At 36.4% G+C, this 17,363-nt stretch carries 14 protein-coding genes, 1 pseudogene and 1 other annotated feature; of the genes and pseudogenes, 4 read left to right on the plus strand and 11 right to left on the minus strand.

The annotated features are described in order from the left end of the window. Nucleotides 1-90: 90 nt before the first annotated feature. From ileS to ACVWXS_RS03985, 5 genes are all read right to left on the minus strand, one after another. Nucleotides 91-3,180, minus strand: coding sequence for an isoleucine--tRNA ligase (gene ileS, locus ACVWXS_RS03965; RefSeq protein ID WP_456956235.1), 3,090 nt, complete (start codon nucleotides 3,178-3,180; stop codon nucleotides 91-93). 53 nt (nucleotides 3,181-3,233) lie between these two features. Beyond that, nucleotides 3,234-3,474: a binding site (T-box leader), on the minus strand. Between the two features lie 81 nt (nucleotides 3,475-3,555). Continuing rightward, a complete protein-coding gene (locus ACVWXS_RS03970; RefSeq protein WP_456956237.1) occupies nucleotides 3,556-4,287 on the minus strand; it encodes a DUF2785 domain-containing protein in 732 nt (243 codons plus the stop codon). 284 nt (nucleotides 4,288-4,571) lie between these two features. Next, the gene (locus tag ACVWXS_RS03975; protein WP_456956239.1) at nucleotides 4,572-5,534 is read right to left on the minus strand and encodes a DUF3221 domain-containing protein; all 963 of its coding nucleotides are present in this window, start codon (nucleotides 5,532-5,534) and stop codon (nucleotides 4,572-4,574) included. After that, entirely contained in the window at nucleotides 5,527-6,045 is a 519-nt protein-coding gene (locus ACVWXS_RS03980) for a sigma-70 family RNA polymerase sigma factor (protein ID WP_456956241.1), read from the minus strand. Before ACVWXS_RS03980 ends, ACVWXS_RS03975 begins: the two co-directional genes overlap by 8 nt. Nucleotides 6,046-6,189: 144 nt before the next feature. Beyond that, a complete protein-coding gene (locus tag ACVWXS_RS03985) occupies nucleotides 6,190-6,636 on the minus strand; it encodes an Lrp/AsnC family transcriptional regulator (RefSeq protein ID WP_456956243.1) in 447 nt (148 codons plus the stop codon). A 141-nt stretch (nucleotides 6,637-6,777) separates the two neighbouring features. On the opposite strand from ACVWXS_RS03985, the gene ACVWXS_RS03990 reads away from it, so the two are divergent. Then, complete coding sequence (locus tag ACVWXS_RS03990; protein ID WP_456956245.1) at nucleotides 6,778-7,362, plus strand: DJ-1/PfpI family protein; 585 nt, start codon at nucleotides 6,778-6,780, stop codon at nucleotides 7,360-7,362. Between the two features lie 48 nt (nucleotides 7,363-7,410). Here ACVWXS_RS03990 and ACVWXS_RS03995 read toward each other — a convergent pair whose 3' ends face one another. Beyond that, nucleotides 7,411-8,262: a LysR family transcriptional regulator gene (locus ACVWXS_RS03995; protein WP_456956247.1), complete on the minus strand. Its 852-nt coding sequence runs from the start codon at nucleotides 8,260-8,262 to the stop codon at nucleotides 7,411-7,413. A gap of 169 nt (nucleotides 8,263-8,431) precedes the next feature. On the opposite strand from ACVWXS_RS03995, the gene ACVWXS_RS04000 reads away from it, so the two are divergent. Together ACVWXS_RS04000 and ACVWXS_RS04005 are read left to right on the plus strand one after the other, a co-directional pair. Beyond that, nucleotides 8,432-9,574 (plus strand): MFS transporter, encoded by a 1,143-nt coding sequence (locus ACVWXS_RS04000; protein WP_456956249.1) that lies wholly within the window; start codon nucleotides 8,432-8,434, stop codon nucleotides 9,572-9,574. A gap of 183 nt (nucleotides 9,575-9,757) precedes the next feature. Beyond that, on the plus strand, nucleotides 9,758-9,991 hold the full coding sequence (locus ACVWXS_RS04005; protein ID WP_456956251.1) for a hypothetical protein: 234 nt from the start codon (nucleotides 9,758-9,760) through the stop codon (nucleotides 9,989-9,991). A gap of 158 nt (nucleotides 9,992-10,149) precedes the next feature. On the opposite strand, the gene ACVWXS_RS04010 is transcribed toward ACVWXS_RS04005, so the two are convergent. After that, nucleotides 10,150-11,553, minus strand: coding sequence for a YcdB/YcdC domain-containing protein (locus tag ACVWXS_RS04010; protein ID WP_456956253.1), 1,404 nt, complete (start codon nucleotides 11,551-11,553; stop codon nucleotides 10,150-10,152). A gap of 83 nt (nucleotides 11,554-11,636) precedes the next feature. Next, complete coding sequence (gene acnA, locus ACVWXS_RS04015) at nucleotides 11,637-14,342, minus strand: aconitate hydratase AcnA (protein ID WP_456956255.1); 2,706 nt, start codon at nucleotides 14,340-14,342, stop codon at nucleotides 11,637-11,639. A gap of 666 nt (nucleotides 14,343-15,008) precedes the next feature. Here acnA and ACVWXS_RS04020 point away from each other — a divergent pair. Then, complete coding sequence (locus ACVWXS_RS04020) at nucleotides 15,009-15,350, plus strand: ATPase (RefSeq protein WP_456956567.1); 342 nt, start codon at nucleotides 15,009-15,011, stop codon at nucleotides 15,348-15,350. Nucleotides 15,351-15,998: 648 nt separating this feature from the next. Here ACVWXS_RS04020 and ACVWXS_RS04025 read toward each other — a convergent pair. The 3 genes and pseudogenes from ACVWXS_RS04025 to ACVWXS_RS04035 all read right to left on the minus strand — a co-directional run. Next, nucleotides 15,999-16,199, minus strand: a pseudogene (locus ACVWXS_RS04025) (ABC transporter permease); the annotation flags it as partial. Between the two features lie 192 nt (nucleotides 16,200-16,391). Then, a complete protein-coding gene (locus ACVWXS_RS04030; protein WP_456956257.1) occupies nucleotides 16,392-16,631 on the minus strand; it encodes a hypothetical protein in 240 nt (79 codons plus the stop codon). Between the two features lie 194 nt (nucleotides 16,632-16,825). After that, the gene (locus tag ACVWXS_RS04035) at nucleotides 16,826-17,044 is read right to left on the minus strand and encodes a DUF3955 domain-containing protein (RefSeq protein WP_456956259.1); all 219 of its coding nucleotides are present in this window, start codon (nucleotides 17,042-17,044) and stop codon (nucleotides 16,826-16,828) included. Between the last annotated feature and the right edge of the window lie 319 nt (nucleotides 17,045-17,363).

Genomic DNA, 17,363 nt, shown 5'->3' on the forward strand with positions numbered 1-17,363 from the left:
AGGGGGATTACCCGATCACTTCTCCTACTGAACCGATCCGTTCCCGAGATTACCTGATCACTTCTTCTGCTGACCTGAGTAATATAGTTTTCACAGCTTAAAATATACGGTTACCTTTTCACCAAACACTTCAGTCTGCAAATATTGTTCACCATTGCAGTCACTTACATAGTGAATATCTTTTAACAATACATTTGCTTTCATTAACGATTCGTGCCGCTGGATGATCGTTTTTACTTTGGAACTTCCAGCAATCGAAATCGATACATACTGTTCAACAGGAAGTTTCCATTTTTTCCGTGTATCTTGAATTGTGCGAATTAGCTCTCTAATTTGCCCCTCTTCAAGTAAGCTAGTTGTCAGCTGTACATTCAAAAGGACTCGACATGCAGCATCTTCGGCTAAGATGTAATGTTCTTTCACAATAGATTCAGTTAACACATGCGCTTTTAATAATGTTACCTGTTCTCTATCAATCGTTAACGTAACTGACCCTGTTTGCTGTAATAAATTTTTCTCCTCTTCACTTAAATTCATTACGTAATCTTTTACTTTGTTCACTTTAGCTCCAAATGCTGCACCTGCTGTTTTAAAATTAAGCCTATATTGAACGGTTTCGTATGCTGAAAAATCATTTGTCCAAATGCATTCTTTCATATTTAATTCATCTTGAACGAGCTCGCTATACGGTTGATAATCTGTTAGCTCCCCATCAACAGAAACAATGATTGCACTTAAAGGCTGCTTCACCTTGATGCTTTGACTATTACGTATGCTTCGGCCTAGCTCTACAATTGTTAAAATATTGGCCATTTCTTTTTCAAGCTTAGCATTCACGAGTACTTCGTTGTAGTGAGGGTAGTCTTGTAAATGCACACTTTTTCCAGATAATTGTCGATATAAATCCTCGGCAATAAACGGTGTAAATGGAGCTAATAATTGACAAATTGCTGTGAGTAATTCATACAGCGTACTAAAGGCTCCTCGTTTATCCTCTGACAGCCCATTTGCCCAAAATCTTGCTCTTGAGCGTCGGATGTACCAGTTACTTAGTTCTTCCACAAGCTTGCCAATTTCACGTGTTGCCTGTGTGAATTGATAAGCATCCATACAAGTTATCACAAGCTGAATGGTATGGTGTAAGCGAGACACGATCCAATCATCTAACTTTGAGCGTGTGCCAGTCTTGGTAGCATCGTACTGGAAGCCATCTATTTCTGCATAAAGCTGATAAAACTTGAACGTATTATCTAGCGTATCGACTAGCTTTGATTTCGCATCCATCACAATTTTCTTTGAAAAACGTTTAGGATTCCAAGGAGAACTATCTACTAAAAACGCCCATCTTAGAGCATCTGCCCCGTATTGTTGAATTAATTCAACTGGCTCTAATGCATTTCCTTTACTTTTCGACATTTTCTGTCCATGTTCATCTAAAACATGCCCTAATGAAAGGACATTTTTATAAGGTGCCTTTCCAGTAAATAATGTCGATACAGCTAATAAACTATAGAAAAAGCCTCGTGTCTGGTCGATGCCTTCGATAACAACATCAGCAGGGAATTGACTATTAAAAGTTTTAAGATTTCCAAAAGGATAATGTTGCTGAGCAAACGGCATAGAACCACTGTCAAACCATACATCAATCACTTCAGGTGTACGTTCCATATCACCATTGCAATTCGGACAAGTACAAACAACCTCATCGATATACGGCTTATGAAGTTCAATATCCTGTAAAGTGCCCTTTGCTAATTCTTTTAAGGCAGCAAGACTATTTGGTGCCTCTTCATGATGACAATCCTGACAAACCCACACATTAAGTGGCGTACCCCAATAGCGATTACGACTAATATTCCAGTCCACTAAGTTTTCTAAAAAGTTTCCAAATCGACCGTGTTTAATGTGCTCAGGATACCACGTTACTTGGTCATTATTTTCTAAAAGCTGGTCTTTTAATGCAGACATGTTGATAAACCAGCTGTCAGTTGCATAATAAAGCAATGGTGAATCACAGCGCCAGCAATGAGGATAGCTATGCTCATATTTCTCCTTATCAAACAATAGCTCCTTTTTAGCGAGCATTTTTATTATATCGACATCACAATCTTTCACAAATTTACCTGTAAGCTCCGGAACCTCTTCTGTATAGCAGCCCTTTACATCAACAACATTTACAAATGATAGTCCATTTTGCTGAACCGTTTTATAATCGTCCTCCCCATATGCAGGCGCGATATGGACGATCCCTGTACCGCTATGCTCCGTGACATAATCTGCTAGCACAACAACATGCCCTTTATTAACGGTTACGTCTGAAAAAGGTGGATGATACGATACACCTTCAAATTCATGCCCTTCATGCTCACTTAATAGTTCAACAGGTTCAGAAAAAACCTTTTCCACTAATGATTTTGCCAAAATATATACTTTATCGTGCTGTTTCACCCGAACATAAACGAGCTGAGAATTCATAGCTAATGCAACATTAGCAGGTAATGTCCATGGCGTCGTTGTCCAGCCTAGAAAATATTCATCTCGATCCTTCAGTTTAAACATTGCCGTGACAGATAAATCCTTTACATCCTTGTATCCTTGCGCTACTTCATGTGAACTTAAGGAAGTTTGACAGCTAGGGCAATATGGTGAGACACGATGCCCCTTATATAAAAGCTTTTCCTTGTGCACGTGACTTAAAATATGCCAAACGGATTCGATGTAATCATTACTTAGCGTTAAATATGGGTCATCCATATCAATCCAATAGCCAAGCTCTTCTGTAAAGGAACGCCACTTTTTCTCATAGGTAAAGACACTTCCTTTACACTCCTGAATGAATTGTTCAACACCATATTTTTCGATCTCTTGCTTCCCAGAGATACCTAGCTTTTTTTCCACACCGAGTTCCACAGGCAAACCATGTGTATCCCAGCCAGCTTTCCGTTCAACTAAATACCCTTGCATCGTTTTATAACGAGCCACGACATCCTTAATTGTTCTGCCAAATGCGTGACCTACATGTGGTAAACCATTTGCTGTTGGTGGGCCTTCGTAAAATACAAAGGGCTTATGACCAGCACGATTCGCAACAGATGCTTGGAACGTTTTTTCTTGTTCCCACAACTGGCGAATCCTCGTTTCCCTCTCTACAGCCGTTTCTTTTTTCTTTTCACCTTGCATGTAATTCCCTCCTATACTCATGTATAAAAGGCATACAAAAAACCCCGTCCCAAGCAAGGGACGGGGTTAACCGCGAATACCACCCTAATTCTATTGAATCAACCGTTCAATAGCACTCAGCAACGTACAATCATACGTGTTCTTTTTAACGGTAGACACCCGGATTAGCTTACTATGTTCAGCCAATCTTCTCAGAGAGGATCTTCATGTATCATATGCACACCGACTTCCACCATTATGTCGGCTCTCTGTAGAACAAAATGAAACACTACTCTTTCTCATCAACGAATTTGTATGCTTTTATTGTCACTCATCTTAACAAACTAAAATTTGTCTGTCAATAATTTCAAAGTACTAATATTGGTAGTAATTTCCCTATAATTCATCGAGACATGCTTCGATGCATTTATGAAGAGCTGCGAACTTAGACTTCCCATTTGTTTGAATATAAAAGCTTTTCACAAAGGATTTACAGTTAAAAACTAAAATTCTGTGATGCTGTACATCGAGCTGTTCTTTTTTTACTTTTAAAGTTGCAGGTAATTCTTGCAGTAATCTAATGATTTCTTGCTCCTCTAAACCATGCTCAAGCATTGTGAAGATAGGTACTAAAATCCGTTCATCTTCATTATGTATGAAAGCATGATTTTCTTGCAAAACGACGTTGTATAATGCGCTTACAATTTCACTATAAGAGGCTTTATTTAATTTCGGATTTTTCACCAATTCATCGATTGCATCCGCCATATGGGCAACACTATGAGCCCACCCTTTTACCGGCACGTAGCCTCTTACATCCTTTTCTGCCGCTAAATAAGCTAGTACTTTATCTTTGCAATCAGCGATTTTCTGTTGGGATAAAAAATCGTCTGCGTTATCTCTAAATAATATTAGGGCAATCAATAGCGACGTAAATGTACGGGTAAAAACTAAATCTGATTCACTTTCTTCAATACCCTTACATAATAAATTATTCAAAGAATCCTCCAAAAGCTCCGTTAAAAGTGAATGCTCTAGTAAGTTTTTTTCATAGATCAATTCATAAAACGATCCATAAATTAAGTTATCTCGTAGTTCACTATCTAGTGAGCCGATATGTAGCATCATTGATTGTACGAGATGTGTTCGGTCTTCTTGTTGCCACTTTTTATTTCCATTGCTTATATCTGTTAATATTTTTTTTAATTCAATTTCCTTCAGTTTTTATTTAGTATCATATTCAATCATTCTCCCCATACCTTTTTGTTTTGGTAAACAACTTGCATAATCATCCTTTACTACTCCCCCTGATTATACAAATACTTACAATAATTGTACCATAATGCAAATGTAAAAACAGCTTAACAAAAAAAGCTAGACATTCTTGAAACTTTTGAATGTCTAGCATTGATTCATTGATGCTCTTCCAATATTTCCATACTCTCTATATCCGCAATTCTTACTATATTTTTACCTTCTATGTTTAAATCTTGGTTATATTTAACTTCTACATAATCCCCAGGTGACAATGTTTTAGGAGGATCGATTAACGGGAACCACATACCATTACCATGTTTTTCAACGATTTCATCTATTGATAATTTCCCAATATTTGATTCATCAGCATGTGAAACGACTAAAAATTCATGTTCTTTAATTGCTACGACTGCCCCACGTTTTGAATGGATTCCTTTTTCGCCCACTGGAATATCATATTTTTCACGTAGGGATGCTATTTCTTGACTATAATGTTCTTCAAAATAGTTCAAAGCATCTCTTTCCACTAGGAAAAGTAGCATCATTCTTTCTACGTCTTTGTATCGATTTTTTTCCTGATCTAGTAGTGAATTGATAGTAGTATATTTATAATTCATTGGTTTAGTATATTGTTCAATATATTCTTTTTTTGTAAGATTCACCTTTTCCAATTGGTCAGTGAATTTCGCATTGTTTTCATTTATACTAAGTTCTATCAATGTTTCAAGCTCTTTATCTATTTTTTCTTGAGTAGGTACTATCCCCTTTGATTGTGCGTAAGCATATAAAGATTCAAACTGTAAATAGGATTCAAATTCTAGCTTTTCATCAGACGTTAATATTGGATCCTTTTCCTCGAGATCTATTCCCAGAGAGAACTTTAATAACTTTTCATCAAAAACAAGTGGTATACTTGCTGATTGCTCCTGACTTCCACTGAATTGATTATATAAAAAGATTCCAATACAAACTGTCAATATTATAGACATTACACTATATTGCCAACGCCAAGACCTTTTTTTTATTTCACGCTGTTCTAAATGCTGTACAACATTGGTCATAACACGTTTTTTGCTTTCGGTTAAATCCTTTAATACCCTCACATCTACTTTACTCATGCAGTAGGACCTCCCATTCAATATGCTGAAGCTTTGGCTTTAATAGCTCTCGTCCACGACGTAGCCTTGTTTTCACCGTACTCTCCGGAATACTTAAAAGCTCGGCAATTTCAATAACATGCATTTCCTCAAAATAAAAATAGATAAGGACCTCACGTTGTTTTAATGGTAGTGCTAAGATGGCGTTTTCGATTAAAGTTTGTTCGTCTTGCTGCACTAGCATGTCCCTTCTCGTGACAGCCTGCTTGGTAAAAATCTTCTGTTGCACTTGTATTTTACGGTATGTCCAACTGCGTAAATAGTCTTTACTTTTGTTAATGACGAGCCTCGATAAATAGGCCCGTAATTCTCCTCTTTCTTCATAGTTTTGCTGATTATCGTAAAATTTAATAAATACATCTTGCACGATATCTTCGGCACTTTGTAAATCCTTGACGTAATAAAAGGCAAGTCGGATGAGCCTTTCTGTATGCTGCTGCATTATTTCTTCGAGTTCTTTAATTTCAAGCAACATCTCTCCCCCTCTCTGCCCTATAAACGGTGCTCACAGTATAGAGGTTTGCTTTTTTGTATTTTTTTAAATTAAATTCTTGATTTTGGGTTTTCTGAGGATGTATTAATTGCTGATCTCTTCCTTACCCGAGCATTTCTGGACTCATTCTTCTAATTTTTTATCGGAAAAAGGCGTTATGACCCCTTTTTCAGTTGAAGACAGCACAATATTTGTTGATGGCGTTCCATACGGCATCGCATCATCGATAAATTGCTCTAATGTTTCCACTGAGTTAGTTGCAATTTTTACAATATAACTAATTTCACCCGCTACCCGATAGCATTCAAGGACATCGGGATGTGCGTTACAAAAATTCGAAAGACTTTTACAATCAATTGATTTAAATAAAATAATAGCTTGAATATCACGATTGATCTTTTTTAAATTTACTTTTGCTCTATAACCTTCAATAATCCCCTGCTCTTCCAGTTTTCTTACACGTTCAATTACAGCTGGAGACGATAAATGAACCGTCGCCGCTAATTCCTTCATTGAGATTTTTGCATTTTGCTGCAATTGCTGTAAAATTTCAGTATCTATTTGGTCCATATGTATCCACCTTTTTTTATAAATTAGATTAATTAAAATTCCTTTTATTATAAAGCAAATCATTCAAATTACATTATACAGCTTCTGTAAATGTAAAGCTTTATTCACTACAATTAAACGTACAAAAGGAGGCAAAACAATATGAAAAAAATATTATTACTATTAGCTAATGGATTTGAAGCTGTAGAAGCGAGTGTTTTTACAGATGTACTTGGCTGGAATAAGTGGGAAGGCGACGGCACAACAGAGGTCGTGACAGTAGGGTTGCATCAACAATTGCAATGTACATGGAATTTTAACGTTACCCCTGAAAAATTGTTTCACGAAATTTCATTAGAGGACTTTGATGCTCTAGCGATTCCTGGAGGCTTTGAGGAAGCTGGATTTTATGATGATGCCTTTAGCGAGGAATTTCAGGCAGTTGTTCGTCATTTTGATGAACATAAAAAACCTATTGCCACGATTTGTGTAGCTTCCCTAATTTTAGGTCATAGCGGAATACTACATAATCGAAAAGCTACTACTTATAATCACCCAACTAGTAAACGATTAGCTCAGCTACAATCATATGGTGCAGATATCGAAAATGAACGGATTGTTCAAACTGGACATATTATTACATCTTCAAATCCTGGCACTGCATTCGACGTTGCATTCAGCTTACTGGAATTGCTGACCTCTGCGGAAAATACAAAAAAGGTAAAGGATTTAATGGGGTTTAAATAATTAAATGAAGCTGTCTCATAGCGTTAAATTGAGACAGCTTCATTTCATTTAATTTGATAATAAATGATGTAACTTCGATCCAAATTCTTTGCTTTTTGTAACCAATGAAATTGTTCTTGTTCTTCCAAAATTATTAATTGGTAAGGCAAAAAGCTGAAGATGACCGATATTTTTAGCCATTAATTCTGGTACTATTGTGATCCCCATCCCAGAACTTACTGCTCCAAAGATAAAATCCCCAAAGTTCACCTCAGTTATGATAGTAGGTGTGTAGCCAAGTGATTGTATTTGTTCTACTATGTCCTTCCTTGAATCACAAGGAGCTTGATGAACAATAAGCGGCTCCTCACACAATTCTTCCAGATCCACTGCTGTTTTTGAATTAAAACGATGATTCAACGGAAACACAGCATAGTAAGGATCCGTAAACAACTCACAACTCCACAAAGATTCTTCCGAATATTTTGCATCCACAAAGACTGCATCAAGTCTACCTTTTTGTAAAGATTGCAACAGTTCATTTGAAGTATTTTGAATCATTAATGTTATAGGTCGATCTAGTTGCTTAAGTTCATTCATTTTGTTTGGCAAATAGTAAGTAGCTAAACTAGGCAGACCACCGATGGCAATTGGATTGCTCTGACTAAATTGCTGTAATTCTTCACGAATGGCTGTTAATTCAGTCAGAACTGGTGTAATGCGAGTGTAAAAACGGTCGCCTGCCTCTGTTAATTCGATACCAATAGATGTCCTATGAAATAGCTCGATGCCAAGATTATTCTCTAAGTTTCGTATATGTTTACTTAGTGCAGGTTGGGAAATATTCGTGATTTGAGCAGCTTTAGAAAAACTTTTCTGATTGGCTGCGGCAATAAAACTGTGTAACCATTCTACATTCATTATATTCCTCCACACCTTATAACGATTTGTTATACCCTTATAAAATAGTGATTGTTCCATATTCTTAGTTTTTTAGTAATCTATTAAATATAAAAGGTGCTTCGATTATAACATAACGTTATAGGTCATCTATACTTAACATCTTTAATATTTTATGGAGGTTCAATATATGAAAAATGTTTTATTATTATCATTCGGCATGTTTGCCCTGGGCTTTGATGCCTATGTAATCGCAGGGCTGCTCCCAGGAATTAGCGATACATATCAAAAAAGCATATCACAAGTCGGCCAGGCAGTGAGCATTTTCACATTATTTTACGCTATCTCAGCGCCGTTGTTTTCTTCTTTACTCGCAGGTAAACCAATAAAAAAAATCTTAATAGGGTCAATGTTTATCTTCACAATAGCGAATAGCATTACAGCTTTAGCTCCAACCTTTTCTATTCTTCTACTATCGAGAGCAATTGCAGGGATAGGGGCTGGTTTATTTTCACCATTAGCTGTTGCGGCCTCTTCAAAGTTCGTTTCAAGTGATAAGCGAGGGCGAGCTCTAGGGTTAACAATTGGAGGAATGAGTATGGGAACAGTACTTGGGGTTCCTTTAGGTATTTATATATCAAATTTATTCGATTGGAAATTAACACTTTGGCTATTAGTATTGATCGGTGTAATTTCTATTTTATTTATGTATATTTTTCTACCCAATTTCCCAACAACACCTCCCCCTGCACTAAACGAACGATTAAAGATGTTCCTAGATAAAAAAGTAACTTTAACTGTAGGTATAACATTTTTCGCCAGCGTTGCAAGTCTTGGGTTGTACACATATCTTTCTCCCCTATTAGAAGAAATGACAAGCTCCAGTAATTTAACGATGTATCTTTGGGCATGGGGATTCGGTGGCCTGTTTGGAAGTTTAATGATCGGTTACTTAATCGACTATTTCAGGAAACTAAAAACTTTAGTTACAATCATTTTATTTATTTTAACATTATCCATTATTTGTATACCATTAATGATTAACATACCTATATTAAAATACTTACCGTTCTTTATATGGGGAGCAATGGGCTGGGCATGCCAAGCACCTCAACAATATATTTTACTCTCATATCAGCCGAAAAACGGGAGTTCTGCAGTGGCTTTAAACAGTTCTGTAAATTATTTAGGCAGCGCAATCGGTGCAAGCTTAGGTGGGATTGTACTGTCCTTACAGATGGGAACAATAACATTGATTTATTTTGCGATAATCTCTATGTTATTCGCAATTTGTTTACAGTTCTATAGTTTGAAGGGCAAATTTAGTATTTAAACTTGTTTAATAATTACGGTTCTAACTATGGATTTGATGATCCTATTCGTCACTTTGATGGTTAGAATCGCTATTTTGTGTTTCTATCCTTCTCCGTCCCTTAGGCGTTTCTTTCCGTCGCTTCGATGGTCCTATCCGTCGCTCTGACTATTCTTTCCGTCACTTCGGTGGGACTTTCCGTCGTTGGAGATTCTTTCCGTCAGTTTAGCCGTTCTTTCCGTCGCTTCGATGGTCCTATCCGTCGCTCTGACTATTCTTTCCGTCGGTTTGGTGGGATCTTCCTTCGCTGGCGGTTCTATCCATCACTTTGATGATTCTATCCACGATTTTGGAGGTTCTATCCGTCACTTTGGCGTTTCTATCCACGATTTCAGAGATTCTATCCACCATTTCGGAGGTTCTATCCATCACTCATAGTTCTATTCGCCATTTCAGAAGTTCTATTCGCTACTTGATTGATTTCTATACTGACCATTTCATTTCGACAGGAATGGATAAAAAAACCGACTTCCCAGGAAATCGGTTTTATATTTTAATGATTACCCTCATCCAACAAAAAACAATTCCCTTAAAAGTTAAACACTGACAATAATTTCGCCAGTAGTCGCGTCAATATACCGGATAGGTGATCTAGTATGCCGATCGCAAGCTTGATAGACAAGGTGATAGGACTCTTTGTCATCATCGTAATTTTTGTCCCAAGCCAATTGAAAATCGACATTTTCTAGAAATAGACGATACGCTTCTTCCATAGAAATAGCTGGAACTGTAGGAATTTGGCTAAGTTCATCCATATCAAAATTTGGTCCACTATAATAATCAATCTCACCTGTTGTACGATTAACAACGGCGATAACCATATCAAGAATAGCTATGCCTTGATTATGGGCATGGAATATAAATGTTTTTGATTTTCTTTCATCCTCTTCCTCATCTTCTTGAATTAATCGTTGAAGATACGGATAGTAATCAGAAATTATTTTCAGTAAAAAGTCTATTGCAATTTGATAACATGCTTCTTGACTAAGCTGTAGATTTCCTAAACGTTCATGCATCCAACCAAAGCTTCGTATTTTACCAGTTTTCTTTGAAATCATAGCTTTTACTGTATCTTCTGCCCGCATTTTAAAAAAGCTATTTATCGATAAATCTTTATCGCTCATCTCCCAATCCCGCTTACGCCACACAATCCCTATCTCTGGTCCCATGTCCACTTCTCGAATCAGCTCTAGTTCATCTGTTATGCCAATGATTGCTTCATTCGTAAATTCTTTGGCAATTAAGTTAGTTGGCAAAGGAGGAAGAGCAGCATAACTTTCAGGCTCATTTTCATCATGAATAATCGTTAATGATGGTTCTAGTGAATCTGCATGATACTTAAAAATTGAATTTACTTCATAAACTAGATGAAGTCCGTCTTTCTTCACATTGTAAACATCATGACTTAGATTTGTAATTACTAGTTGTAGCATTAATGTTTTTCGTACATGCTCCATTAAAGCTTCCTTCGAAACTAGCCTTGAAGGGATTGTAGGACTTATTTTCACTCCGTTGTATCTAAATCGAACAATATTTCCTAATGCATTAACATCTATATAACAACTAGCATGTTCTAACGGTAAATCCATGACAATTTGTTCAAAATAAAAACGATCCACTCTAGATAGTTCTTTAGCTTTTGAAAACGTTAAATCTTCCAGAGCAGATGGATAATGACTAAGTAAAAATTGTTCGGCACTTTTTCTTTTTTCATCAATAGATAAAGAATCCGCCTCAGAACCAGAATCATTTTTTTCAATTGATAAGTATATGAGGTTTCCAGTGCAATCTAATTCTACAGTCATACTTTCATCTTGTTGTTCATTTGCCCACGAAAACATCACAATTTTATCTCCAGAATACTCTTCTATCATTAGTTTATAATGACTTGTTAATGGAACCATTGATAAAGCCCGTTCTTTTAGTTCATCTTTGTGCAAAACAAAGCCCTCCCAATTCGAATTTTTCTCTATGTATAGACAAAAACCGACCTCCTAAGAGATCGGTTTTTATATTTAAATGATTACTCAGCAGCTTTTGCGCGAAGAACCATTTGTAGGATACCACCGTGACGGTAGTAGTCTACTTCTACTTCTGAGTCGAAACGAGCTAAAGCTTGGAAAGTTTTAACTGAACCGTCTTCAGATTTCGCAGTAACTGTTAAGATTTCACGTGGTTTTACGCTGTCAGTAATGTTAACAGAGATTTCTTCTTTACCAGTTAAGCCTAAAGTTTCAGCAGAGTCACCTGGCATAAATTGAAGTGGAAGAACACCCATCATTACTAAGTTAGAACGGTGGATACGCTCGTAAGATTGTGCGATAACAGTTTTCACGCCAAGTAGGAATGTACCTTTCGCAGCCCAGTCACGAGAAGAACCCATACCATAGTCGTTACCAGCAAGTACTACTAAGCCAGTACCTTGCTCTTGGTATTTCATACATGCGTCATAGATGTACTCTACTTCGCCTGTTGGCCAGTAAGTAGTGAATCCACCCTCTGTACCAGGAGCAACTTGGTTACGGATACGGATGTTTGCAAATGTACCACGCATCATAACTTCGTGGTTACCACGACGAGAACCGTATGAGTTGAAGTCACGGATTGCAACACCGTTTTCGATTAAATATTTACCTGCAGGTGTTTCTTTACCGATTGCACCAGCTGGAGAAATATGGTCAGTTGTAATTGAGTCACCGAACTTCGCCATAATGCGTAAGCCGTCTAAGCCTTTAATAGCTTCTGGCTCTTTCGCAAGACCTTGGAAGAATGGTGGGTTTTGGATGTAAGTTGATTTGTCATCAAATGTGTATAGAGACTCAGTTGATGTTTCAATTGCATTCCATTTTTCGTTCGCTGTGAATACAGTTTCGTATTCTTTTTGGAATAATTCACGGTTAACTACAGTACCTAATACAGCGTTAACTTCTTCAGTTGTAGGCCAGATATCAGCGAAGAATACTTCGTTGCCATCTTTGTCTTTACCGAATGAATCTTTTTGTAGGTCAACATCCACAGTACCAGCAAGTGCATAAGCAACAACAAGTGGTGGAGAAGCTAAGTAGTTAGCTTTTACAAGTGGGTGTACGCGACCTTCGAAGTTACGGTTACCAGAAAGAACTGATGTTACGAATAAGTCGTTATCTTTGATAGCTTCTTCGATTTCAGGAAGTAATGGACCTGAGTTACCGATACATGTTGTACAACCGTAACCTACAGTGTTGAAACCGATTTGGTCAAGGTATGTTTGTAAACCTGAATCTTCAAGGTAACCAGTTACTACTTTAGAACCTGGTGCTAAAGAAGTTTTTACCCATTTAGGCACTGTTAGACCTTTTTCTACAGCTTTTTTCGCAACTAAACCAGCAGCGATTAAAACGTATGGGTTAGATGTATTTGTACAAGAAGTGATTGCAGCGATTGCTACAGCACCTGTTGGGATTTCTACATCACCTTCAGCAAATTTAGCTACAGATGTTTTAGCGAATTCAGCATCAGTTAAACCGAAACCTTGTGTACCTTGTGGTGCCACTACTGCTTCTTTGTAACGAGTACGCATTTGAGATAGTGGAATTAAGTCTTGTGGACGTTTTGGACCAGAAAGGTTTGGTTCGATTTCAGCTAAGTTTACTTCTAATACGTCAGTGTAAACTGGCTCTAAAGTTGGATCGAAGAACATGTGGTTAGCTTTTAAGTAAGATTCTACAACCGCGATGTGCTCTTCGTCACGACCAGTTAAACGCATGTAGTTTAATGATTCTTCGTCAATTGCGAAGAAACCACATGTAGCACCATATTCAGGAGCCATGTTAGAGATTGTCGCACGGTCAGCTAGTGGTAATTTAGTTACGCCAGGTCCGAAGAACTCAACGAATTTACCAACTACGCCACGTTGACGTAATACTTGAGTTACTTTTAATGCTAAGTCAGTAGCAGTAGTTCCGTTTGGAAGATCGCCAACTAATTTAACACCGATAACTTCTGGGATTGGGAAGTATGAAGGTTGACCAAGCATACCTGCTTCAGCTTCGATACCACCAACGCCCCATCCAAGAACGCCGATACCGTTGATCATTGTTGTATGTGAGTCAGTACCTACTACTGAGTCTGGGAATGTTTCGAATGTACCGTCAGTATTTTCGTTTACGTGTACAACTGGAGCTAAATACTCTAAGTTTACTTGGTGAACGATACCAGTTGCTGGTGGTACAGCACGGAAGTTATTGTAAGCAGTTTGAGCCCATTTTAAGAAGTTATAACGCTCAGCGTTACGTTCGAATTCAAGGTCCATGTTTGCTGCTAATGCAGATGCATTACCGTATTTGTCAACTTGTACTGAGTGGTCAATTACAAGGTCAACTGGAATAGCAGGGTTGATTTTGCTTGGGTCGCCGCCCATTTCTTTCATTGCTGAACGAAGAGATGCAAGGTCAACTACTACTGGTACACCAGTAAAGTCTTGTAATACAACGCGAGAAGGTTTGAATGGTACTTCAGCTTCTGGATCAGCACCGTTACCCCATTTTGCTAATTCGTTTACGTGCTCTTCTTTGATAACATATGCATCATATTGACGTAAAACAGATTCTAATAATACTTTGATTGAGTAAGGAAGGTTTGAAACTTTTGCAACGCCAGCTTTTTCAATCGCAGCTAAGTCATAATAATTATAAGTTTTACCATTAACTTCGAATGATGCGCGGCTGTTGTGTAAATTACCTTGTGCCATTTGCGGATCCCCCTAAATATCTTTTTGAAAAGGCCTATTTAAAATAAATTAAAGCATCTTTTCTCCAATACCCATGATAACGCATTAATATTCATAAGTAAATTACATTAATATTATCTTTTTCAATAAGTAATTCTTATGACCTTAATTTCTAATCTAATGTATTTGATTTTTGGTTGTGCATAATATGAAGGTTTTGCTGAAAGGACATTTTTATACATTTGAATGTGAATGTTTTTAACTGGAGTTTCTGAATGGACCGTCTATTTTACGGGTTCTTTGTTAATTATTTTACTGCGAAGGTCATTGAGATTCAATCCTAGCAAGATTTCTTTTGAATACCCACATAACCAGCGCCGCTCGCTACACATATTATCCAAAAACACGAATCAATGATTTCAGAATGTCACTAGGTTAATATTCCTTTTGTATATTTGATGGTAAAAAAATTCTGGTTGTTTTCAATTAGAAACTAGGCTTAGTATATGTTTCTTCTCACGGAATCCAGATTTATCTTAAATTATTTTTCCTTTAAACCACTCACACTTCCCTTTAATTTATAACAAATTGATTAATATGACTAAAGCAATTCAATAGAGTTTGAATACTATAAAAATGTAATCTGCAGATTATAAAACTTTGATTTGGCAAGGAGGTGAATTTCAAATGCCTTTAACTACTGGTCCAATTGAAAACACAGGAAATCTACCAGCTGATGCTACTAGCGTTCGTATTAAAGTCCTCAATCTCACTGGAGGCTTACTTTCCGGATTAATCAGAGTTTTTAGACTGAACGGTACTAGACAATTACTATCAACGACTGCTTTTAACGTAGGTGCTAATTCTTCTACTTTTATAAATGCCAGCGTAGGAAATGCGGCTCAATATGAAGTTGAAATTGCTCCAAATCAACCTGGCGGATTATATAGCGTTTACGGATTAACAGCTTCAGGTGTTATCATTACTGCCCAAAGAGTAGTGAACTCAGAGTTAACACAGATTCTTTAATTTTAAAAGCAGATCTTAACGGTTAAGATTGTCCAATAAGTATCTTTTAAAATAATTTGTGTGAATTAAAAAGGCAGGAGTGTTGTTAATCAACGTTTCTGCCTTTCCCTATTTACTGTTCCCTGGCTAAAATCCTCTTTTAGGACAGCCTTTTTTTAAATTAGACCATTCTCACAATGATTTGAATTATATGTGAAATAATAATTAAAGAACCTAAAACAATACAACATGTCGCTACCGTACTCTTTTTATAATTTTTTTGCTTTACAAGACCAAAAATGATCAAGCTTAATCCAATCATTATAGATACTATTGATAAAATTATAAAAAACGGAGTACTAAATGATGGATTGAAAAAAATACTTTCTATTTGCATCTCAATCTCTCCTTAAACTTAGATTTTTAAATGAATGGAGGTCACCAAGAAGATGACTGGGTTATAAGCACAAGTAATTACCACTACGATGAGTGATGATCTAATTGTGGCGGAAACAGAGTGATTACGCATTCCAAAATACAATGGAATTAAACTCATTCCCGTAGAGGCGATAACAAAAGGAACCATGTTTATGACTTCTCCGGGAAACTGATTTACAGTTAATGTAAACGAAACTATAGGGAAATAAATATTAAAAATAGAAAATAAACCTGCAACAACGATATTAGACAGCATCATAGTAATGAACGTCAATGATACGATTAGCATCCGTTTACTTGTGATAATTTTCTTTCGACTGAGAGGATAAAAAACAGCAGCAAAATTGTTTTATTTTTATATTCTTCAATCACTATTTTCGCAATCAATACAGAGGCAAATACTATAAACTCTGCTCTCACGCTTGAGCCAATCAATATGTAAACATCTGGATACATTGTAATGGGAAACCGCCCTCACTCTGTGCTAAAAAATGACATGACACGTTATTGCAGTTATTAGGATGTTTGCGATAATCGCACCTTTTACATACCAACCAAAATTAAAATTTCTTCATTCCCTGCTTTAGTAGCTGTAACATGTCTCTCCTCTTCCATATAGTCATCTCACTGCACGGTCATTAAAGTAACACTCATTATGTTAAGTATTGGTAAACCATCACTATGCTTGTATTCATCCAATAATATATGGAAAAACATAACAGCTAAAAAAATGATAAATGCGAATTTCAAGAGTATATTCATGAATGCTAAATATTTTGTAACCTTCAGTCCAATCCCAACTGTAGATCCTAATGCCATAAAACTGGATGCTAGGGAAATTACTACAACCATTAGTTTAAGCACGGATTCGCTCTCCTTTCATTTTGTACCTTAATAGTACGAATCGATTTTCTCTTTTTTCTTACTCATTCCTTACAAATTTATTAATTTTAATGATGAATACACAAAAAAGACCAGGATCTCATTAAGAGAATCCTGATCATTTCAATTTAAAGATATTTTATAGTTGGTAGCCTGCTATAGAAGAATTCATTTTATTAGTTTAAAACTTGTGTTTTCTTAAACATTGAAATCAGCGCCACTCCACCTAATGACACAATCCCTAAGAAAACTAATAAATATCCAATTGGAATCAAGAAGAAAGGTTCTTCTAAAGTGCCATCAGCAGCTACATTACCTCCAATGATTGCCTTTGCAAGAAAGCAGATTACTCCTAAAAGAATGGGTGTACATGCAATTACATATTTTATTTTCATCATATATTCCTCCATTAAAGTTAGTTTATTTTCTAATACGACTTATTTGTTTTATCCTGTTTGGATTTTGAATCGAAAAATCATACTAATGCGCAAAACACAATTATAAATTTCAACCAATTTGACAATTCTTACTATTTAATGCCCCACCGCTTTCTCAACTTTCTATAAACATAATATCCAAACTCCAATCCTTAGTCAATATTTTTTTATCGAAAAACGATAAATTATTATTGTTATATATATATATATATATATATATATATATATATATATATATCACGCTTAAAAATCATAGTTGGGCTAAAAGAATACTTCA

It is taken from the genome of Lysinibacillus sp. TE18511 (assembly GCF_054062295.1).